The organism is Mycobacterium celatum (assembly GCF_002101595.1).
GTDB classification, from domain to species: Bacteria; Actinomycetota; Actinomycetes; order Mycobacteriales; family Mycobacteriaceae; genus Mycobacterium; species Mycobacterium celatum.
The window spans coordinates 1-20,895 of record NZ_LQOM01000031.1 but is presented as its reverse complement, the minus strand read 5'-3'; the positions used below and the strand labels follow the sequence as shown (position 1 = coordinate 20,895).

The window sequence follows — 20,895 nt, the reverse complement described above, 5'->3', positions numbered from 1 at the left end:
GAGTCCCCCGATTTATGTGACGGCGCCGGCCGTCTTGAGCTCGATAATGCGGTCCCAGTCGTATCCGAGTTCCATCAAGATGTCGTCGGTCTGTTCGGCGAACCCGGGCGCCGGGCCTGTTGTGGGTGCCGCGACGTCGAATTGCACCGGGTTGGCGACCAACTCGAGTTCGCCGGCCTGCACCATATATTCGTTGGCCCGGATCTGTGCGTCGGCGGCCGCTTGCAGGGTGTCCTGCACCGGCGCCCACGGCCCGGACAGCGTCGCGAAGCGTTCGCTCCATTCCGCGAGCGTGCGGGTGGCCATCACCTTGGACAGGATCTCCACGGCCTCCGCGGTGTTGGCGGCGATCTTCTCGTCCGTGGCGAACCGGGGGTCGTCGGCGAGCTCGGGCGCATCGATGTGCCGGCAGACGTCGGCCCAGAATTTGGACGCCTGCATCATCACGAAGGAGATGTAGCGGTTGTCCGACGTCGCGTACAGGCCGACGAGCGGGTTGATCGGCGAACCGTGCACGCCGGGCGGAAACGCCTCCATCCGCTGGCCGAGGTGGACGGTCAACGCGACGGTGTGCCCCAGTGACCACAGGCCGCTGCCCAACAACGAGACGTCGACGACCGACGCCTCGCCGGTGCGTTCGCGCTTGAGCAGTGCGGCGGCGATGCCGCCGGCGAGGTTGGTCCCGGAAATGGTGTCGCCGTAGGCCGGTCCGGGCGGCCCGATCATCCCTTCCATTGCGGGCGGGGTGATGGTCGCGGCGGTTCCGGCGCGGCACCAGAAGGCGGTCATGTCGTAGCCGCCCTTTTCCGCTTCGGCGCCGCGCGGCCCCAGCGCACTGCCACGCGCATAGATGATCTTCGGGTTCACCGCGCGGATGTCGTCGACGTCGATGCCGAACTTCTTGCGGTGTCCCGGCAGGAAACTGGTCAGGAACACATCCGAACGCCGGGCCAGCTCAAGCAGCACGTCCTTGCCTTCGGGCACCGACATGTCCAGGCCGATGCTGCGCTTGGCGCGGTTGGCGTGCTCGATGTTGGGGTTGGGGTCGCCCTCGACGCGCAACATGCCGGTCTGACGCAGCCCGCGCTGGGGGTCGCCTGTGACTGCATGCTCGACCTTGATCACGTCGGCGCCCCATTCGGCCAGCACGGCGCCCGCCGACGGGACGAACCCGTACATGGCGACCTCAAGAACACGGATACCTTCTAACGGTTTCATCCCGCCGCCTTAACGGGTGCGGCAAAGGTCTTGCGCTCCAGGAACTCCTCCAGCCCGGCCACGCCCATCTCCCGCCCGATGCCCGACTGCTTGAAGCCGCCGAACGGGCTGTTGGCGCCGAAGTAGTTGCCGCCGTTGATCGAAAAGGTTCCGGTCCGGATCCGGCGGGCCACCGCCAGCGCCCGGTCCGCGTCGGCGCTGAACACCGCGCCGGACAGCCCGTAGATGGAGTTGTTGGCGATGCGCACGGCGTCGTCGTCGTCGTCGAACCCGATCACGACCAGCACCGGGCCGAAAATCTCCTCCTGGGCGATCTCGCTGTCGGGGTCGACGTTGGTCAGCAAGGTCGGTGAATAGAAGTAGCCCGGATCGAGTTTCTTGCCGCCGGTGACCAAAGTGGCGCCCGCCGCGATGGCCCGCTGCACCATGCCGTCGACCTTGTCACGCTGGCGCTCGCTGATCAGCGGGCCCATATAGGTTTTCGGGTCGGCCGGATCGCCGTGGCGGACGTTCGCGAAGTTGGCCGCGATCAGCTCGACGATCTCGTCGTGGTGCGCCTTGGGAACGAGCAGCCGGGACGTGAGGGCGCAGCCCTGCCCGGCGTGGGTGACCATCGAAAATGCCGCGAACATGCTGGCCGTGGCGAAGTCGGCGTCGTCGAGGATGATGGCCGCCGACTTGCCGCCCAGCTCGAGGAAGACCCGCTTGACCGTCTCGCTGGCCGCGGCCATGATCTTGCGGCCGGTGGCGGTCGACCCGGTGAAAGTGATGACGTCGACGTCCGGGCTGGCGGTCAGCGCGGCACCGACGGCAGGGTCCGAGGAGGTCAGCACGTTCACTACGCCGGGCGGGATGTCGGTGTGGTTGGCGATCACCTCGCCGAGCGCCAGGGTGACCAGCGGCGTGTCCGGCGCGCCCTTGAGCACCACGGTGCATCCGGCGGCCAGCGCGGGCGCCAGCTTGGCCAGCGCCAGCTGGTTGGGATAGTTGTAGGCGATGATGGCCCCGACCACCCCGGCCGCTTCCTTTTCGATCCACCGGTGGTGACGCATGCCGCGCGACTCGACCTCGCCGATCTCTTCGGTCATCGGGTAGGTGCGCAGCAGATCGGCGTAATAGCGGACGATCCCGATCGGCTCGTCGAGTTGCGCTCCTTGGGTCAGGGCACGGGTGGCGCCGACCTCGGCGATAGTCAGCGCTCGCAATTCCTCGGCGTTGTCGAGCAACGCCTGATGCAACTGGTCCAGACAGCGGATCCGTAACTCGACGTCGGTCGACCAGTCTGTGGTGTCGAATGCACGGCGCGCCGCAGCGATCGCTGCCTGAGCTTCCTCAGCCCCCGCGTCCGGCGCGTACCCGAGGACGTCGCCCGTCGCCGGATTGACCGAAGGGAAGGTGCGGTCGGCTGTGACGAGCCGACCGTCGATCAGCAGCCTTCGGTCGCCGGCAGTCTCGCTCCCCGCGTCAGCACCCGCGATGGTCGCTGCCGCGTCCTGCGCTGGCATTCCCGCCTCCTCGACACATGGATAATTTCATTCTCATCCCCGGCGAATCATACATTCAGCGTTCGAGAATTCAACAAAACGGGAGAAACGAGACTGCCGTACTCGGCGAGCGGGCACCTGCGCCGATTCCGCGACGTCTCCGCAGGCAAAACAGGGTTTCCGTCGAGCCTTGCGACAGCGCGCAGCGTGAGAGTAGGGTTCTCATATTCGGAAGGGAGATTCTTTGTGATCGAGACGGCCTCTGGCACGGTCTGGACATGAGGACCGCCGTCGTCACCGGTGGGGGATCGGGCATCGGGCTGGCCATCGCGCAGCGGCTGCGCAAAGACGGCCTCCGCGTGGCCACCATCGATTTGAAACCCTCGGAGACCGAGCACGCGTTCACCGCGGACGTCACCGACCGCTCGCAGATCGACGCCGCGCTGTCGCCCATCCGCGAGCAACTCGGCCCAGTCACCGTCCTGGTCAACGCCGCGGGCCTCGACGGGTTCAAGCGGTTCACCCACATCAAGTTCGAGGACTGGCAGCGCATCATCGACGTCAACCTCAACGGCGTGTTCCACATGATCCAGGCGGTGCTGCCGGACATGTTGGAGGCCGGCTGGGGCCGCATCGTCAATATCTCCTCGTCGAGCACGCATTCCGGCGTCCCCTTTATGTCGCACTACGTCGCGGCCAAGTCTGCCGTCAACGGGCTCACCAAGTCGCTGGCGCTGGAGTACGGGCCCAACGGCATCACCGTCAACGCCGTGCCACCGGGCTTCATCGACACCCCGATGCTGCGCAAGGCCGAGGAACAAGGCTTCCTGGGCGACATCGAGAAGAACATCGCCGCCACGCCGGTGCGCCGGATGGGCAAGCCGGAGGACATCGCCGCCGCCTGCGCCTTCCTGATCTCCGAGGAGGCCGGCTACATCACCGGACAGATCTTGGGCGTCAACGGCGGTCGAAACACATAAGTATCGAAAGGAAAATTTGTGGGACGTGTTGAGGGCAAAGTCGCATTCGTCACGGGCGCGGCGCGCGGTCAGGGTCGCAGCCACGCGGTGCGGCTGGCCGAAGAGGGCGCCGACATCATCGCGGTCGACGTATGCCATGACATCGAGACCATCGGCTATCCGATGGCCTGCCCGGAAGACCTCGACGAGACCGCCCGGCTGATCGAGAAGACCGGCCAGCGCGTCGTAATCGCGCAGGCCGACGTGCGAGAGGCCGCGCAACTGCGCACCGCATTGGAAAGCGGCCTGGCCGAATTCGGCAAGCTCGACATCGTGGTGGCGCAGGCCGGCGTCGCGGGCATGAAGGGCCAACCGCCGCTGCAGGCCTGGTGCGACGTGATCAACACCAACCTGGTCGGCACTATCAACGCGATCCAGGTGGCGTTACCGCACCTGGGCGAGGGCGCCTCGATCATCGCCACCGGATCCACCGCGGCACTGATGGACACCGCCAAAAAGGACAACCCGGGCGCCGACCCCGGCGGCATGGCCTACGTGCACTCCAAGCGCGCGATAGCCACCTACGTGCACGACCTGGCGACCGAGCTTGCGCCGCTTGGTATTCGGGCCAACGTCATCCATCCGACCAACACCAACACCCCGATGCTGCAGAGCGAGCCGATGTACCGCTCGTTCCGGCCCGATCTGGAGAGTCCGACCCGCGCCGACGCCGAGCCGGTTTTCGGTGTCCAGCAGGCGATGCGGATTCCGTTCGTCGAACCCGAAGACATCAGCAACGCGGTGTTGTGGCTGGCCTCCGACGAAGCGCGGTACGTCACCGGTGTGCAGTTGCGCGTCGACGCCGGCGGCTACCTGAAGTGGTACGACTACAGCAAGTAAGGGGAATACGGTGAAGGTTCGGGTCGACCCGGAACGCTGCCAGGGCCACACGCTGTGCGCCATGATCGCCCCGGATTCCTTTGTGCTCGACGACATCGAAGGGCATTCCTCGGCGGTCACCGAAGACGTTCCGCCGGATCAGGAATCGCAGGTGCGCGAAGCCGCGCACTCGTGTCCGGAGCAGGCCATCTTTGTCCGCGACGAGGAGACAACCTCTTGAGGGTCGACGAAAACCGCAAGAAGAACCGGTATCACTTCGACCGGCACACTCCGGAATACCGGCTGCAGTTCGAGAAGATCACCGAGGAGATGCACGCCAAGTGTCCGGTCGCCTGGACCGACACGTACGGCGGGCATTGGGTTGCCGCGGGCAGTCAGGCGGTGTTCGAGCTCGCCCGTTGCCCCGCCGTCTCCAACGACCACGACGTCAACGGTGAACGACGTGGCTACCAAGGCATTTCGATTCCGGTGGCCAAACGCGCCAGCGGCGTTCGGGGTGGCATCCTGGAGATGGACGAGCCGGAGCACCGCATCTACCGCAACGTGCTCAACCCGTACCTGTCCCCCGCCGCGGTCAAACGCTGGCAGCCGTTCATCGACGAGGTGACCCGCGCGTGCCTGGACGAGAAGATCGAGGGCGGCCACATCGACTTCGTCGACGACCTGGCCAACGTCGTGCCGGCCGTGCTGACTTTGGCGATGCTGGGCATCCCGCTGAAGAAGTGGTCGATTTACAGCGAGCCGGTCCATGCGTCGGTGTACACCCCCGAGCATTCACCCGACATGGAGCGGGTGGTCGCGATGCATCGCCAGATGGGGCTGGATCTGCTCAACAACATGCTGGAAATCCGGGAGAATCCTCGGCCCGGCATCGTCAATGCGTTGCTGCAGATGAAGATTGACGGTGAGCCGGCCCCCGACATCGAGATCCTGGGCAACCTCGGGCTGGTGATCGGCGGCGGGTTCGACACCACCACCGCGCTGACGGCTCATGCGATGGAGTGGCTGTCGCAGCATCCCAACGAGCGGGAACGACTCAGCCGCGAGCGCGACACCCTGCTCGACCCCGCAACCGAGGAGTTCCTGCGCTACTTCACCCCGGCGCCGGGCGACGGCCGCACCTTCTCCGACGACGTGGAAGTCGAGGGAACGCAGTTCAAAGAGGGCGAGCGGCTGTGGATCTCATGGGCGATGGCCAACCGCGATCCATCGGTGTTCCCGGAACCCAACGAGATCGTGATGGACCGCAAGGGCAACCGGCACTTCAGCTTTGGCATCGGCGTGCACCGCTGCATCGGGTCCAACGTGGCGCGCACCGTGTTCAAGTCGATGCTGACCGCGGTGCTCGACCGGATGCCCGACTACCAGTGCGACCCCGAGGGCACCGTGCACTACGAAACCATCGGCGTCATCCAGGGCATGCGAAAGCTGCCGGCCACCTTCACTCCCGGCCGCCGGCTGGGCGCCAGCCTGGACGAGACGCTGGAGCGGCTGCAGCGGATCTGCGACGAACAAGAACTCGCGCGGCCAATCACCGAACGCAAGGAAGCCGCCGTCATCGACTGAGCCGTCTCCGTGGCCACCAGACGCAAAAGCCCCTAATACAACGGCGTTTTGGGGGCTTTTGTGTCTGCTGACACTCAAGGCGCGACCCGACGCGTACAATGAAGCGCCCAACGCATACAACGGAGGCTGCGGATGTCCAGCTATGTGATGAAGGTGTCGAGGAACGGCCAGGTATCGATCCCGGCGGACGCTCGTGCTCGTTGGCAAACGGATCGCGTAGTGGTCGTCGACCTGGGTGATCGCGTGGTGATGCGCCCGCTGCCGAAGGATCCGATCGGCGACCTCACCGGTAAGTATCCGCGGCGTCCGAGCAGCGACGAGGCCCGCCGCCGGGCTCGAGCCGAGGACATCGCAGCGGCCCGGCGCAAGCGGACTTGACGGTCCTCGACGCCTATGCCGTGCTCGCACTGCTCAAGGGCGAGCCGGCGGCGGAACCAGTAGCGCAGCTGCTGGGGGATGATCCGAACGTGTTCCTGACCCCGTTGGGGGTGGCGGAGGTTCTCGATCACCTCGTTCGCATTGAGAAAGCGACCGACGAGGAGGCCGCGCTGGACCTCGCCCAGCTCGGCCTCGCGGACCCGCCCGCGTTGGATGAGACGGTGGCGACGCGAGCAGGGTTACTCCGCGCTCGCCACTACCACCGGACTCGCCGCGCGGTCAGCCTCGCCGACTGTGTGGTCGCCGTGGTCGCTCGTTCTGCCAAAACCGCCGTCGCCACGTCTGATCCGCATCTGCTTGAGCTTTGTCACGACGAGGGGATCGACGTGATCGTGCTGCCGGACAGCACTGGGCGCATCTGGAGTCCGCCACGGTGAGCAAGAACTCACCCCGCCCCCGGTGAACAGACGCAGTCAGCCGTGCGGCAGGCCGAGGACTCGTTGGGCGATGATGTTGCGCTGGATCTCCGACGTGCCGCCGGCGATGGTCCCGGAGAAGCTGCGGGCATAGCGCTCGAACCAGCTGGCGAAATAATGGTCGAGATTCATTGGCGCATACGGGCCGGTGAGCGCGGGGTGGACGAGGCCGTCGGCACCCGCGGCCGACAATGCGTGTTCGGACGCCTTTAGCTCCGCCTCCGAGCCGAGCAGCTTGAGCACGGACACGGCCGACACGTCTTGTTCACCGCGGGCGGCACGCGCCAGCGCCGCCGACCCGAGAAGTCGCAGCGCCTGGTGGTCCATCACCAAGGTGGCGTACTGGTCGCGCTCCAGCTCGGTTTGCGGATGGAAGTCGCTGATCAGGTTGTCCAGCCGGTCGGCGAACCCCAGCCACATCATCGTGCGTTCGTGCCCGAGCGACCCGTTGGCCACCCGCCAGCCCTGGTTGAGCGGACCGACGAGATTCTCGGCCGGCACCCGGGCATCGGTGAAGAACACCTCGTTGAAATCCAGGTCGTCGATCGAGCAGATCGACGGGAACGGCCGGCGCACCACCCCGGGGGTGTCGGTGGGGATCAGTAATGCGCTGATGCCCTTGTGTTTTGGTGCGTCGGGATCGGTGCGTACGAACGTCAACAGCACGTCGGCGTCGTGTGCGCCCGACGTCCACACCTTCTGCCCGTTGACGACGAACTCGTCGCCATCACGCACCGCGCGGGTACGCAGCGACGCCAGGTCCGAGCCGGCGCTCGGCTCGCTCATGCCCAGTGACGCGGTGATTTCGGCCCGCAGGATCGGCACCGCCCAGCGCTGCTTCTGCTCGTCGCTACCGAACGAGAGCAGCGACGCCGCAACGATATTCACGCCCTGCGGGTTGAAGCTGTGGTAGATCCGCCGCCGGCACAGCTCCTCGAGGTGGACGAATTGCTGCAACACCGTCGCATTGCGGCCGCCGAACTCCGGCGGTTGCCCGGGTAGCAGCCAGCCGTTGTCGAACAGCAACCGCTGCCAGCGACGCGCCCACGCCGGCATGTGCGACACCGAGCGCGGCCGCTCCAGCGTCTCGGCTTCGTCGGGCAGATGCTCGTCGAGGAACGCCGCAAATTCCGCGCGAAAAGCCTCGACGTCGGGATCAAAGCTGAGTTGCACGGTATTCCTCGGCGATCATGGCCCGGTGCTCCGCGGCGCCGCCGAGCATCAACTCGCCTGCCTTGGCCCGCTTCAAAGCAAACTGCAAATCGTTCTCCCACGTGAAGCCCATCGCGCCGTGCAGCTGCAGACCGTGGCGAAACACCAGCGACTGGCACTCGCCCGCAGCGGCTTTGGCCATCGCGGCGGCCAGCCGTCGCCGCGGGTCGTCTTCGGCGATCGTCAGCGCGGCGAAGTATGCCAGGGCCCGGGCGCGCTGCACCGCGACGTACATATCGACGGCCTTGTGCTGGACCGCCTGGAACGAGCCGATCGGAACCCCGAATTGCTGGCGGCTGCTGACGTGTTCGAGAACCAAGTCGAGGATGCGTTGGCAGGCGCCGACCATCGTCATCGCCATGCCGGTCAGCGCGATGTGGCGTGCGCGCTCGGTGTCGGCGCCGAGCCGGGCGGTGTCGGGCACCCGGACCCCGGCGAACGTCACGTCGGCGACATGCAGCACCGGGTCGAACACCGATGCGCGACGGGCGGATACCTGGTCGGCCGCGACCACGAACACGGCCGCGTCGGTGACCACCGCCAACCGATCGGCGCGATCACCGTCAAGGACATGACGCGCGGTCCCGTCGAGCAGCCAGCCGTCGCGGTCGCGGTGCGCCGAGACCCCGCTGTAGACGGCGGTCCCCGAGCCGTGCGGGTCGAACCGATCACCGACCAGCGGCGCGAATTGGGTCATCGTCGCCAAGTACGGAGTCGGGTCGGTGGCGCGGCCCAATTCCTCGGTCACGATCGCCAGCTCCACCGCGCTGGCCGGATCGTTCAGCTCGGTCCAGCCCAGGTCGACGTAGACCTTCCACACCGGGGTGGGGTCGGCGCCGTCCTCGGCCACACTGCGCACCAGCGCCGGCGGGCATTGCTTGGCGACGACATCGCGCACGGTTTCCTGCCACAGCCGCTGATCGGCGTCGAACTCTAGAAGCATCGTCCGAGAATAGCATTCTCGTTAGCGAAAGTATCCATCTCAGTAGCGGCGAAACGGCTTGTTGGCCTGAGTCCCTGGACTTACGGGCCTTCAGCGCCAGGAGCCCGCGCGACGTGGGTCAGCTGGGCAGGGCCCTCCTAGAATGTTATTCTCGCGATGGAAGAACTCGACTTACAGTAGGGCGTGGCCACCAGCTGTTCGATTAATCGAAACGCTTACCGGAAACCCGTTGAATGGCGGTAAAGTGGAATGTTAGGTTACCTAGCGGATCGCCAACAGGCCCGACACAGCGGTCGGAGCCGCGGAGGGTGGTTTAGGTGATAGAACACCCGGACGGGACCCGCACGCCGGTCATCGACGCCAGCGTGCACATCTTCTTCGCGTCCACCCCCGAGTTGCGCGAGTTTCTCCGCGAACCGTTCAAGAGCCGCGGATTTCCGGACTACGAAATGGACTGGTACGGCGCCCCCGGCAGCGAATACGCGCCCGGCACTCAGGGGCCAGACCGCCGCTACCCCGGCTCGGATCCAGAGTTCGTCGGCCACCAGCTGTTCGACGAGCGCGGCGTCGACGTCGCGGTGCTGCACCCGATGGGCCGCGGCATCATGCCGGACCGGCACCTGGGCAGCGCGCTCTGTGCGGCGCACAACGAGATGCTGGTGTCGCGGTGGCTGGAACACCCCGAATTCGGCGACCGGTTCCGCGGCACGATCCGGCTCAATCCCGACGACATCGCCGGCGCCCTGCGCGAGCTCGCCAAATACAAGGACCACCCGCAGGTGGTGCAGATCGGCATCCCGCTGCAGTCGCGCGAGCTCTACGGCAAGCCGCAGTTCTGGCCGCTGTGGGAAGCGGCCGCGGAGGCGAACCTTCCGGTGGCGGTGCACATCGAAACCGGTGAGGGCATTGGGTTTCCGCCGACGCCGTCGGGACACACCCTCACTTACGAGCAGTACGTCAGCTTCATGTCGCTGAACTACCTGTACCACTTGATGAACATGATCGCCGAGGGCGTCTTCGAGCGGTTCGAAACGCTGAAGTTCGTCTGGGCCGACGGCTGCGCGGACTTCGTGACGCCGTTCACCTGGCGGATGGACACCTTCGGGCGTCCGCACCTCGAACAGACACCGTGGGCACCGCGGATACCGAGCGACTACCTGCCCGGGCACGTGCACTTCGTCGCGGGCCGCTTCGACGGACCGGGCGACGTCGAGTTCGCCGGCGAGTGGTTCGGCTTCACCGGCAAGGACGACATGGTGATGTTCGGGTCCAGTTACCCGCACTGGCACATGAGCACACTGGCGGTGCCGAGTGCCTACACCGCCGAACAGCGCGAGAAGTTCTGCTGGCGCAACGCCGCCGAGCTCTACGGCATAGACATCCCGGCCCAGTTGGCCGCACAGTAGATACAGGGAGGCCACGATGACTGCAATACAGACTCAAGAACGGGTTCCCGCCGCCGAGCGTATCGCCGTGCGGTGCGTGGACTCCGACGTCCACCCGGTACCCAAACGCGGCGAGCTGACTCAGTACATCCCGGAGCCGTGGCGGAGCAAGTTCTTCCTCGACCACAAGGTGGGCGAGCTGATTTACTACGACGCTCCCGACTACGCACACGCCTTCGCGATGCGGACCGACACCTTTCCGCCGGATGGCGAATTTCCCGGCAGCGACCCGGACATGGCGTTCCGCCAACTGATCATGGAAGCGGGCTCCGACATCGCGATCCTGGAGCCGGCCGGGCGGACTCCGCGGCTGCCCGAAGCGCACCAAGCGATGTGCTCGGCGCTAAACGACTGGCAGGCCCACCACTGGCTGGACAGTCACAACAACTGGCACGAGCGTTGGCGCGGCTCGATCTGTGTCGCGATCGAGGACCCGCAGGGCGCGGCCCGCGAGATCGAAAAGTGGGCCGGCCACCCCTACATGGCGCAGGTCCTGATCAAGGCCGAGCCGCGGCCGTCATGGGGCCACCCGATGTACGACCCGATCTGGGCGGCCGCCACCAAGCACGACATCACTGTGAGCTGTCACCTGTCCCGGAGCAACTACGAGATGCTGCCGATGCCGCCGGTCGGATTCCCCAGCTACAACCACGACTTCATGGTCACCTACTCGCTGCTGGCGGCCAACCAGGTGATGAGCCTGATCTTCGACGGCGTCTTCGACCGCTTCCCCACCTTGCGAATCGTGTTCGTCGAGCACGCTTTTTCCTGGGTACTGCCGCTGATGTGGCGGATGGACGCCATCTACGAGGCCCGCAAGTCGCGGATGGAGATCAAACGCACGCCGTCGGAAATCCTCAAGGAGCACATCAAATTCACCACCCAGCCGCTGGACTACCCGGAGGACAAGACCGAGCTGACCCGGGCTCTGGAATGGATGGAGTGCGACAAGATCCTGCTGTACTCCTCGGATTATCCGCACTGGACCTTCGATGACCCGCGCTGGCTGGTCAAGCACCTGCCCAAAGCGGCCCGCGAGGCGGTCATGTTCAAAAACGGCATCGCGACCTATCACCTGCCGGAGACGGTCCCGGTGCTCGAAGGTCAAGTACGGGTGTTCTGAATGCCCGAAGAAATCACGCGGCCCCGGCTCGCCCAGGGTCGCGAGCACGTCGTCGCCACGGTCGACGAAATTCCGCCCGGCACACATAAATTGGTGCCGATCGGGCGGCACGGCGTCGGCGTGTACAACGTCAACGGCACGTTCTACGCCATCGCGAATTACTGCCCGCACCAGGGCGGACCGCTGTGCTCGGGACGTGCCCGGGGCCGCACCGTCGTCGACGAGTCTGCGCCCGGCGACGCGGTGATGGTCCGCGACCTCGAATACATCTACTGCCCGTGGCATCAATGGGGGTTCGAGCTGGCGACCGGGACGACGGCGGTCAAACCGGAGTGGAGTATCCGTACCTACCCGGTGCGGGTTGTCGGCAACGACGTGGTGGTGCAGGCATGAACCGCGCCGGCGACGATATATGGGGCAGCGGTGAGGTGGGGGCACCTCCCGCTTGCGGGGGAGAGCGGCGCACATGAACCGCACCATCGAGATCAACGGCGGCAACGTAGTCTACGAAATCCTTGGCAGTTCAGGCGATCTCATCGTGTTGACGCCCGGCGGCCGGTTCAGCAAGGATATCCCGGGCCTTCGTCCGCTGGCCGAGGCGCTGGTCGACGGCGGGTATCGGGTGCTGTTGTGGGACCGACCCAACTGCGGGGCGTCCGACGTGCAGTTCTACGGGCAGAGCGAGTCGCACATGCGGGCCGAGACGCTGCACGGGCTGCTGACCAAACTGGACACCGGGCCCTGCATCATCGCCGGCGGGTCCGGCGGTGCACGGGATTCGATGCTGACCACGATGCTCTATCCCGAGCTCGTGACGAAACTCGTTGTGTGGAACATCGTCGGCGGCATCTACGGAACCTTTGTTCTCGGTTCGTATTACGTGATCCCGAGCATTCTCGCGGCGCGCGGGACGGGCATGGAAGGGGTGGTGAAGGTCCCCGAATGGCGGGAGCGCATCGAGGAGAACCCGAACAACAAGCAGCGATTCCTCGATTTCGACCGTGACGAGTTCCTCAAGGTGATGTTGCGCTGGCTGGGCGCGTTCGTATCGAAACCAGGCCAGACCATTCCGGGCGTCGACGACGAAATGTTCGACCGGATCACGGTTCCCACGCTGATCATCCGCGGCGGGGAGAACGACTGGGATCACCCCAAGCGAACCTCGCTGGAGGTCAGCTGCTTGATCAAGGGATCCAAGTTGATCGATCCGCCATGGCCGGAAGACGCCTGGGAACGTGCGGCCGAAGAGCGGGCTGCGGGCAAGGTCGACCGCTTCAACATGTTCGACACCTGGGTGCAGGCCGCGCCCGCGATCCTGGAATTCCTGGACAGCTGATGGCTTTACGTGGTGAGAATGTGGACCTCGCAGTTGAGCGAGGCCTCCAGCGCGGTGTGGATACGGCTTTCCGGGATGCGGTCCAGGTCGGCTTCGCGCAGCGTCACGTAGACGACGTCGAACCCCTGGTCGCCGGGAACCCGCCGAATCTCCCCCGACAGGCCGAACCCGGCCAGCACGCCGTGCGCGTCGTCGTCGGTGCCGCGGCTGACATAGGTGACCACCCCCGCGGCCGGCGTGGTGCCGAATGCCTTCGCGCACAACTCGACAGCCGTTTCTTTGACGACGTCCGCGTCGCTGGCGGCGATCAGCAGCTGTACCTCGCGGCGGGACACCGGCAGCAGCTCGGCGCCGGTCGCCTCGACGAGTTCCCGGAGCGTGGTCATGCCCTTGTCTAACTCCGCCGGGGTGAGCGCACCCGACGGGTCGACACCGACCCGCACCACCGCAGTTCGCACGGGTCCCAGCCTAACTGTCGCCGCCTGGCCCGACCTCGCACCACGACTACTGGGCGATGCGCCCAACGGTTACCGCCCCTTGGCATCAGCCGATGACCTGCTCGCCGAAGTCGACCGCAGCGGGCTCCTCGGCCGCGGGGGCGCGGCCTTCCCGCTGGCGGTGAAACTGCGCACGGTGCGCGACAACGGCCGCGCCGCGGGGGGCGCCGTCGTCGTCGCGAACGGCGAAGAGGGAGAACCGGCTTCGGTCAAGGACCGCTGGCTGCTACGTAACCGGCCGCACCTGGTTCTCGACGGGTTGCGGTTGGCGTCGGCGATCGTGGGCGCGGACCGCGCCTGTGTGTACGTCTCCGATCCCGAGTCGGCGCGCAGCGTCGAGGACGCGGTGTGCGACGACCTGGGTGTTGCGGTGAGTGTCCGGCTGGTCGATCCCGGCTACGTGGCCGGCGAGGAGACGGCGGCGGTGCGCGCACTCAACGGCGGCCCGGCCAAACCGACCGACAAGCCGCCGCGGCCGTTCCAGGAGGGGGTCGGTGGACTGCCCACACTGGTGAGCAATGTCGAGACGCTGGCCAACCTGCCCTACCTACAGGAGCACGGTGCCGCGGCGTTTCGGGCCCAGGGCACGCCGCTGTCGCCGGGTACCTTTTTGATGACGATCACCGGCGCCGGGCGGCCACCCGGTCTTTACGAAATCCCGCACGGCCTGCCGTTTACCGAACTGCTTGCACTGCACGGGATTTCGCCAGATCATGTCAAAGGTGTGCTGATGGGCGGCTACTTCGCCGGGCTGCTCAACCGCGACGTGCTCGACGCGACGCTGGATCACGAAACACTGCGCAGGCTCGGCAGCGGGCTGGGCGCCGGTGCCATCACGGTGCTCACCGACGACTGCGCCGTCGCCGTCGCCGCGTCGGTGCTGGCGTACTTCGATCGCGAGAACGCCGGCCAGTGCGGTTCGTGTTTCAACGGCACCGCGGCGATGGCGGCGGTCGCCGGCGCGCTGCGCGACGGCGTGGCGACCAGCGAGGACGTAACCCGGCTGCGACGCTGGTCGGTGATGCTGCGCGGTCGTGGCGCCTGCGCAACGCTGGACGCCGCCTGCAACATGGCGGCCAGTCTGCTCGGCCAGTTCCCACATGCGGTGGACCGCCATCTCGAGAATGCTTGCGAGACATGCCATGCCGGCATTTTCCGTGCCGACCGGCCCTACGCAGTGGAGCTGGCATGAGCGAGCGCATGACAATCCGCCTCGACCGCACAGTGTGCGACGGCTTCGGCATCTGCGCCAAGCATGCACCGAAGTATTTCTCGCTGGACGACTGGGGTTACGCCTCGCTGGTCGGCGACGGCACCGTCGCCGAGGAAGACCACGACGCCGTCATGCGAGCGCTGCTGGACTGTCCCGTGCACGCCATCATGGAGGTTGGTGAGCACCGACCGGCCGGCACCCATCCCGTGTCCTCTACCGCGGTGGAAGACCCCGCCGCCGGCATCAAGGCCGAGGACAACGAAGCGGAATGGGGGTTCACCCGTTGACCGGACGCCCGCTGCCCCTGCTCACGCCGGACAACGAGTTCTTCTGGAAATCAGGCGAAGACGGCACGCTGCGGTTCCAGGAATGCACCGACTGCACCGCGCTGATCCATCCGCCCGCACCGGTGTGCCGCTATTGCCGCTCCCACAACATGGGGGTGCGAGCGGTGTCCGGTCGCGGCACGCTCGCCGGCTTCACCGTCAACCACCGGTTCAGCCTGCCGGACCTACCCGCACCGTACGTGGTGGCACAGGTGGCAATCGCCGAAGATCCGCGAGTCCGGTTGACCACCAACATTGTTGAGTGCGATCCCGATCGATTGCAGCTAGGTCAGCCGGTGGAAGTCGTCTTCGAGCAGGCCGACGACGTGTGGCTGCCGCTGTTTCGGCCGGTGCCCGGCGCTCTAGGCCCCCTGCCCGTCGACGAGATCCCGCCGGAGAGCTTCGGCGAGCACGTGCATCCCATGCTCACCCGGGGGAAGTTCGAGGACAAGGTCGCGCTCACCGGGATCGGCATGTCGGACATCGGGCGCCGGCTCATGGTGCCGCCGCTGCAGCTGACGGTGCAGGCATGCGAGGCCGCGGTCGCCGACGCCGGGCTCACCCTCGACGACATCGACGGCCTCTCAACGTATCCGGGCGGCGGCAACCTCGGCGGGTTCGGCGAAGGTGGGATCACCACACTCGAAGCCGCACTGGGCATCCGGCCGGTATGGCACAACGGCGGCATCGAAACGTTCGGTCCGGCCGGGTCGGTGATCGCCGCGATGCTCGCGGTCGCCAGCGGCCTGGCCCGCCACGTCTTGTGTTTCCGGACCTTGTGGGAAGCCACGTACAACGAGCTTTTGAAGCAGGGCAAGATCGTCCCGCCCGGCGGCCGCACCACCAGCTGGCAGTTCCCATTCGGCGCCACCTCGGCCGCGCACACGTTGGCGATGAACGCGCAGCGCCACATGCATCGGTACGGGACGACGAAGGAAACGCTGGGCTGGATTGCGTTGAACCAGCGCGCAAATGCCGAACTCAACCCGTCGGCGGTCTACCGGTCGCCGATGACGATGGAGGACTACTTGGGCGCGCGGCCGATCACCACGCCGTTCGGGCTCTACGACTGCGACGTGCCGTGCGACGGCGCCATCGCCGTCGTCGTCTCCGCGGTCGACGCCGCCCGCGACCTGGCCAAGCCACCGGTGCTGGTCGAGGCGGTGGGCACCCAGATCATCGAGCGGATCGACTGGGACCAAAGCACTTTGACGCACGAGCCGCAGGTGCTCGGCCAGTCGGCACACATGTGGTCGCGCACCTCTCTTCGGCCTGACGACGTCGACGTCGCCGAGCTGTACGACGGCTTCACGATGAACTGTCTGTCCTGGATCGAGGCGCTGGGGTTCTGCGGAATCGGTGAGGCCAAGGAATTCCTCGACGGCGGCAAGAACATTGCCCGCGACGGCCAGTTGCCGCTCAACACGCACGGCGGCCAGCTCTCGCATGGCCGCACCCACGGGATGGGCCTGCTGCACGAGGCAATCAGCCAGTTGCGCGGTGAGGCGGGCGAGCGCCAGGTCGCCGATGCGCGTGTCGGCGTGGTCAGCAGTGGGGGGCTGACACCCAGCGGCGTGCTGCTGCTGCGGGCCGCCACATGACCCCCCGGCCCAGGGTGGTGCTCGTCGACGGAGTGCCGATGTCGGCGCTGGTCGCGGAGGCGCCGCAGCCGCGGGCGGTCGTCGTTGCGCTGCACGGCGGAGGCACCACCGCAGCATATTTCGACTGCCCCGGCCACCCGTCGCTGTCGCTGCTGAGAATCGGTGCGGCGCTCGGCTTCACGGTGATCGCGCTCGACCGGCCGGGGTACGGCAGCTCCGCGGCCTACCCGGAGGCCTTGGTCGAGCCCGAGCAACGGGTGCGGCTGGCCTACGGCGCCGTCGACCGCATTCTCGGCGAAAGGCCCGGCGGCGCAGGACTATTCGTGGTGGCCCATTCCAACGGCTGCGAGCTGGCGCTGCGGATGGCCGCCGATCCGCGCGGCGCGGATCTTCTCGGTATCGAAATGGCCGGCACCGGTAGGCATTACCACCCGGCCGCGCGGGAGGTTCTCAAGACGGCCAGCGCGACCCACCGGCCGCCCGGTCTACGCGAGCTGCTGTGGCACCCGTCGGAGTTATATCCACCCGAGGTGCTCGGCGGCCTGACGAACTCTGCCACCGGCGCGCCGTACGAAGCGGCGATGGTCACCGAGTGGCCCCGCCGTGACTTCCCGGCGCTGGCCGGCCAGGTGCGGGTGCCGGTGCAGTTCACCGTCGCCGAACACGAAAAGGTATGGCAGTCCGACCCTGTCGCGCTGGCCGAGATCGCCGCGACGTTCACCGCCTGCCCCCGATTCACCACCAACGAGCAACGTGCGGCGGGGCACAACCTCAGCCTCGGCCATACGGCGGCGGCCTATCACCTGAAGGTGCTGTCATTCGCCGAGGAATGTGTCGTCGCCCGCGAGACCACCACCAATGCGGATTTGGAGGCCGGTTGATGCATGTCGGATTTATCGGGCTGGGCAGCCAGGGCGGCCCGATGGCACGCCGGATCGTCGAAGCCGGCTACCCGACCACCTTGTGGGCGCGCAGGCCGGCGTCGCTCGTGCCCTTCGCCGATACTGCGGCCAAGATGGCCGGCTCGCCGGCTGAACTTGCCGCGGCCAGCGATCTGATATGCCTGTGTGTGGTCGGTGACGCCGACGTCGAGGAAGTCGCCGACGGGCTGTTGGCCGGCGCCAAGGCGGGCAGCGTGATCGCCGTACACAGCACCGTGCATCCCAAGACCTGCCAGGAGTTGGCCAAGAAGGCTGCCGCCCAGGATGTCTCGGTGATCGACGCCCCGGTCAGCGGCGGTGCCCCGGCGGTCGCAGAAGGCCGTCTGCTGGTGATGGTCGGCGGCGACCCCGACGTGGTGGAGCGCTGCCGCCCGGTGTTTCAGACCTACGCCGATCCGATCGTGCACCTCGGCGATCTGGGCTCGGGCCAGACCACCAAGCTGCTGAACAACCTGCTGTTCACCGCCAACCTGGGAACCGCCGCCACTGCCCTGTCCCTTGGCAAGGCTCTGGGCGTTTTGCCGGATCGCCTCACCGAGGTCATTTCGCGGGGCAGCGGGAACAGCTTTGCGCTCAACGCTCTTGGCGGTGACGCCGGCGGTTTGGACCGCCTTGCCGAACTCGCCGGAGCGTTGCTGCAGAAAGATGTGCGGCTGATCGCCGACCTCGCCGACACCGCGGGCATCGACGGCGGGGCCGTGCTCGACGCGGCCGACGCCACCCTGGCCCTGATGGCACACCCCCGGTGAGAGTCGGATTCATCGGAGCGGGCCGGATGGGCCGGCCGATGGTGGCCAGGCTGGTCGAAGCCGGCCACGACGTCCGGGTGCTGGGCCGCTCCGACGAAAAGCGGGCAGCGATTACCCAATTGGGCGCGACGGCGGTGGCGGAGGTAGCTGGGGTGAGCGCGCAGGCCGGTGTGGTGGTGGTCTGTGTCTTCACCGACGAACAGGTGCGCCAGGTTTGCCTGGAGAGCGAGCTCTCCATAGCTCCCGGCGCCGTGTTGGTGGTGCACACCACCGGAAGTCCGCGCACCGTCGAGCGAATCGCGGCATCTGGTGTAGACGTGGTCGATGCGCCCGTCAGCGGCGGCCCACACAACGCGGCGGCCGGCGAGCTGACGTTGTTCGTGGGCGGTGCCGACGAAGTCGTCGCGCGGGCTCGGCCGGTGTTGAGCTGCTACGGCGATCCGGTGTTGCACATCGGCCCGCTGGGCGCCGGCCAGAAGGTCAAGCTGGTCAACAATGCGCTGTTCGCGGCGCAGATCGGATTGCTGTCGGCGTCAGTGGATCTCGCGGAGCGCCTAGGTGTCCCGGAGCCGGCGCTGCTGGCGGCGCTTCCGCATGGCAGCGCGGCCAGCCGGGTGCTGGACCTCGTCGCGGCGGGCGGCTCTGTGGCGTCGTTTACCCAGATGGCCGGTGAATTCGTCGGCAAGGACGTGACCGTGGCGCGCGGCGCCGCCGCTGAGCTGGGCAGTGATCTCGGGGTGCTGGAAAACGTCATTGAGGTGTTTTCATCCCGGCAAAAATGATTTACCGTTAGCGTTACAGTCAAGCCTTCCATCGTAAAGGCTTCAGCCGCCAGCCCGCCGCTGAGGAGATGCAATGACCAAGCCAAAGGTCGTCTTCGATCCGTTCTCTGAAGAGTTCTTCAACAACCCCTTCGAGATATACCGACGAATGCGCGAGGACGCCCCCCTTTACTACGACGAGCAAGAGGACTTCTACGCGCTGACCCGCCACGAGGATGTGGCTGCGGCGTTCAAGGATTTCGAGACGTACTCGTCGGCGCGCGGTTGCGACCTGGCGATGGTGCGCAAGGGAATTCCGCCGGAGCATAAGTCGATCATCTTCATGGACCCGCCCGAGCACCGGCACATGCGCAGCCTGCTCAACAAGGCCTTCACACCGCGGGCAATCCAATCGCAGACGGACATCGTCGTCGACGTCATCGAGAAGTATTTGAGCAAGGCCGATCCCGACAACTTCGACGTCGTGCAGGACTTCTCCGGACCCTTCCCAGTCGAGGTGATCACCACGATGTTGGGGGTGCCGGAGGAATTCCGCCAACAGGTGCGGCACTGGATCGACACCAGCCTGCACCGCGAGCCGGGCCAGATCGAGGTCAGCGAGGCCGGCATGCAGGCCAACATCGACAGCGCGATGTATTACTACGGCCTGGTGCAGGCGCGGCGCGAGAATCCGCAGGACGACTTCATCAGCAGGCTGATCGCCGCCGAAATCCCCGGCGAGGACGGCGAAGTACGCAAGCTCGACGACATCGAAATCACCGGTTTTGCCTCGCTACTCGGCGGCGCGGGCGCCGAAACCGTCACCAAGTTGGTCGGGAACGCAGCGGTGATCTTCGCCCGTCACCCCGACCAGTGGCAGAAGCTGCTCGACGACCGCAGCAAAATTCCGGGAGCGGTCGAAGAGCTGTTGCGCTACGAGGGACCGGTCCAGTACAACGTGCGCTACACCCTCAAGGAGGCCCACGTCAGCGGTGGGGTGATTCCCGCGGGCAAGCCCGTGTTTCTGTGTGGCGCCGCCGCGAACCGCGATCCGGACGCATTCACCAACGCCGAGGAGTTCGATATCGAACGCGACCACACCGAGGCGCAGCACCTCGGTCTTGGATACGGGATTCACAGTTGCCTGGGTGCGGCGCTGGCCCGGATGGAAAGCAGGATCGCGATCGAGAAGCTGCTGGACTTCATGCCCCGCTACGAACTGAATTGGGATGGCCTGCAGCGCGTTCACATGCAAAACGTCGCGGGCTACCAGCACGTGCCGGTGAAAGTGCTGCGATGAAAAAAGTAGAAGTCGACTTCGGTCTCTGTGAGAGCAACGGCGTCTGCATGGGAATCATCCCGGAGGTGTTCCACCTCGGCGACGACGACATGCTGACCGTCCTTCAGGACGAAGTCACTCCGGAGAACGAGGAACAAATCCGCGACGCGGTGCGGCAGTGCCCGCGGCAGGCCATCTCGATCAAGGAGTAGTGGCCGGAGCTGGCGCTACGCGCAGCTTGTGACGGCGGCGTGCTAACCGTGGTGCGTTACCGTCCCGGCTTGGCTTCAAATTGGTGCGTGCGTCGTCGGGGATCGTCGGGTGGTGGGCCGGCGGGGTCGCAGGGTTTGGTTGTCGGCGTTGATGATCACGATCCGATAGCAGCGGGTACCAGCGAACGAATTCCTCTACGCCTCAACCTGTTTGGTCTGCCGTAGCTGACTTAGTTGTTTGCTGGTGGGGGTTGGGGCTGGAAGGGGTCGTACCAC

The 20,895-nt window shown here is 66.3% G+C and carries 23 protein-coding genes; 18 read left to right on the top strand and 5 right to left on the bottom strand.

What is annotated here, in order from left to right; genetic code table 11:
- Positions 1-12 precede the first annotated feature (12 nt).
- Together AWB95_RS13465 and AWB95_RS13460 are read right to left on the bottom strand one after the other, a co-directional pair.
- A complete protein-coding gene (locus AWB95_RS13465) occupies positions 13-1,218 on the bottom strand; it encodes a CaiB/BaiF CoA transferase family protein (protein ID WP_062540331.1) in 1,206 nt (401 codons plus the stop codon).
- The gene (locus tag AWB95_RS13460; RefSeq protein ID WP_062540332.1) at positions 1,215-2,723 is read right to left on the bottom strand and encodes an aldehyde dehydrogenase family protein; all 1,509 of its coding nucleotides are present in this window, start codon (positions 2,721-2,723) and stop codon (positions 1,215-1,217) included. Before AWB95_RS13460 ends, AWB95_RS13465 begins: the two co-directional genes overlap by 4 nt.
- Before the next feature lie 257 nt (positions 2,724-2,980).
- Here AWB95_RS13460 and AWB95_RS13455 point away from each other — a divergent pair, with 257 nt between their 5' ends.
- The 6 genes from AWB95_RS13455 (at position 2,981) to AWB95_RS13435 (ending at position 6,942) form a co-directional block, all read left to right on the top strand.
- Positions 2,981-3,682, top strand: coding sequence for an SDR family NAD(P)-dependent oxidoreductase (locus tag AWB95_RS13455; RefSeq protein ID WP_062540333.1), 702 nt, complete (start codon positions 2,981-2,983; stop codon positions 3,680-3,682).
- An 18-nt stretch (positions 3,683-3,700) separates the two neighbouring features.
- Positions 3,701-4,561 (top strand): mycofactocin-coupled SDR family oxidoreductase, encoded by an 861-nt coding sequence (locus tag AWB95_RS13450; RefSeq protein ID WP_062540334.1) that lies wholly within the window; start codon positions 3,701-3,703, stop codon positions 4,559-4,561.
- A 10-nt stretch (positions 4,562-4,571) separates the two neighbouring features.
- On the top strand, positions 4,572-4,781 hold the full coding sequence (locus AWB95_RS13445; protein WP_062540335.1) for a ferredoxin: 210 nt from the start codon (positions 4,572-4,574) through the stop codon (positions 4,779-4,781).
- Positions 4,778-6,127: a cytochrome P450 gene (locus AWB95_RS13440; protein ID WP_062540336.1), complete on the top strand. Its 1,350-nt coding sequence runs from the start codon at positions 4,778-4,780 to the stop codon at positions 6,125-6,127. Before AWB95_RS13445 ends, AWB95_RS13440 begins: the two co-directional genes overlap by 4 nt.
- Before the next feature lie 132 nt (positions 6,128-6,259).
- Positions 6,260-6,505, top strand: a complete 246-nt coding sequence (locus tag AWB95_RS23005) for an AbrB/MazE/SpoVT family DNA-binding domain-containing protein (RefSeq protein ID WP_139818497.1) — start codon at positions 6,260-6,262, stop codon at positions 6,503-6,505.
- A complete protein-coding gene (locus AWB95_RS13435) occupies positions 6,502-6,942 on the top strand; it encodes a PIN domain-containing protein (RefSeq protein ID WP_062540337.1) in 441 nt (146 codons plus the stop codon). Before AWB95_RS23005 ends, AWB95_RS13435 begins: the two co-directional genes overlap by 4 nt.
- Positions 6,943-6,978: 36 nt before the next feature.
- On the opposite strand, the gene AWB95_RS13430 is transcribed toward AWB95_RS13435, so the two are convergent.
- Together AWB95_RS13430 and AWB95_RS13425 are read right to left on the bottom strand one after the other, a co-directional pair.
- The gene (locus AWB95_RS13430) at positions 6,979-8,154 is read right to left on the bottom strand and encodes an acyl-CoA dehydrogenase family protein (RefSeq protein WP_062540338.1); all 1,176 of its coding nucleotides are present in this window, start codon (positions 8,152-8,154) and stop codon (positions 6,979-6,981) included.
- The gene (locus AWB95_RS13425) at positions 8,138-9,136 is read right to left on the bottom strand and encodes an acyl-CoA dehydrogenase family protein (RefSeq protein ID WP_062540339.1); all 999 of its coding nucleotides are present in this window, start codon (positions 9,134-9,136) and stop codon (positions 8,138-8,140) included. The genes AWB95_RS13430 and AWB95_RS13425 overlap by 17 nt, the downstream gene beginning before the upstream one ends.
- 317 nt (positions 9,137-9,453) lie before the next feature.
- Here AWB95_RS13425 and AWB95_RS13420 point away from each other — a divergent pair, with 317 nt between their 5' ends.
- The 4 genes from AWB95_RS13420 (at position 9,454) to AWB95_RS13405 (ending at position 13,040) form a co-directional block, all read left to right on the top strand.
- A complete protein-coding gene (locus tag AWB95_RS13420; protein WP_062540340.1) occupies positions 9,454-10,542 on the top strand; it encodes an amidohydrolase family protein in 1,089 nt (362 codons plus the stop codon).
- A 16-nt stretch (positions 10,543-10,558) separates the two neighbouring features.
- Positions 10,559-11,704 carry an amidohydrolase family protein gene (locus tag AWB95_RS13415; RefSeq protein ID WP_062540341.1) on the top strand — a complete coding sequence of 382 codons (1,146 nt, stop codon included), beginning with the start codon at positions 10,559-10,561 and terminating at the stop codon, positions 11,702-11,704.
- Complete coding sequence (locus AWB95_RS13410) at positions 11,705-12,097, top strand: Rieske (2Fe-2S) protein (protein WP_062540342.1); 393 nt, start codon at positions 11,705-11,707, stop codon at positions 12,095-12,097.
- Between the two features lie 73 nt (positions 12,098-12,170).
- The gene (locus AWB95_RS13405) at positions 12,171-13,040 is read left to right on the top strand and encodes an alpha/beta fold hydrolase (RefSeq protein ID WP_062540026.1); all 870 of its coding nucleotides are present in this window, start codon (positions 12,171-12,173) and stop codon (positions 13,038-13,040) included.
- A gap of 5 nt (positions 13,041-13,045) precedes the next feature.
- Here AWB95_RS13405 and AWB95_RS13400 read toward each other — a convergent pair whose 3' ends face one another.
- On the bottom strand, positions 13,046-13,498 hold the full coding sequence (locus AWB95_RS13400) for a hypothetical protein (RefSeq protein WP_062540025.1): 453 nt from the start codon (positions 13,496-13,498) through the stop codon (positions 13,046-13,048).
- Here AWB95_RS13400 and AWB95_RS13395 point away from each other — a divergent pair.
- The 8 genes from AWB95_RS13395 (at position 13,449) to AWB95_RS13360 (ending at position 20,619) form a co-directional block, all read left to right on the top strand.
- Positions 13,449-14,729: an NADH-ubiquinone oxidoreductase-F iron-sulfur binding region domain-containing protein gene (locus AWB95_RS13395; protein ID WP_062540024.1), complete on the top strand. Its 1,281-nt coding sequence runs from the start codon at positions 13,449-13,451 to the stop codon at positions 14,727-14,729. The genes AWB95_RS13400 and AWB95_RS13395 overlap by 50 nt on opposite strands.
- Positions 14,730-14,737: 8 nt before the next feature.
- Positions 14,738-15,037 (top strand): ferredoxin, encoded by a 300-nt coding sequence (locus AWB95_RS13390; protein ID WP_180275979.1) that lies wholly within the window; start codon positions 14,738-14,740, stop codon positions 15,035-15,037.
- A complete protein-coding gene (locus AWB95_RS13385) occupies positions 15,019-16,677 on the top strand; it encodes a thiolase C-terminal domain-containing protein (protein WP_062540022.1) in 1,659 nt (552 codons plus the stop codon). The genes AWB95_RS13390 and AWB95_RS13385 overlap by 19 nt, the downstream gene beginning before the upstream one ends.
- Complete coding sequence (locus AWB95_RS13380) at positions 16,674-17,558, top strand: alpha/beta fold hydrolase (RefSeq protein ID WP_062540021.1); 885 nt, start codon at positions 16,674-16,676, stop codon at positions 17,556-17,558. The genes AWB95_RS13385 and AWB95_RS13380 overlap by 4 nt, the downstream gene beginning before the upstream one ends.
- A complete protein-coding gene (locus AWB95_RS13375) occupies positions 17,558-18,367 on the top strand; it encodes an NAD(P)-dependent oxidoreductase (RefSeq protein ID WP_062540020.1) in 810 nt (269 codons plus the stop codon). The genes AWB95_RS13380 and AWB95_RS13375 overlap by 1 nt, the downstream gene beginning before the upstream one ends.
- Complete coding sequence (locus AWB95_RS13370) at positions 18,364-19,149, top strand: NAD(P)-dependent oxidoreductase (protein WP_085168315.1); 786 nt, start codon at positions 18,364-18,366, stop codon at positions 19,147-19,149. The genes AWB95_RS13375 and AWB95_RS13370 overlap by 4 nt, the downstream gene beginning before the upstream one ends.
- 73 nt (positions 19,150-19,222) lie before the next feature.
- Positions 19,223-20,428: a cytochrome P450 gene (locus tag AWB95_RS13365; protein WP_062540019.1), complete on the top strand. Its 1,206-nt coding sequence runs from the start codon at positions 19,223-19,225 to the stop codon at positions 20,426-20,428.
- Positions 20,425-20,619, top strand: coding sequence for a ferredoxin (locus AWB95_RS13360; RefSeq protein ID WP_045384414.1), 195 nt, complete (start codon positions 20,425-20,427; stop codon positions 20,617-20,619). Before AWB95_RS13365 ends, AWB95_RS13360 begins: the two co-directional genes overlap by 4 nt.
- The last annotated feature ends 276 nt before the right edge of the window (positions 20,620-20,895 follow it).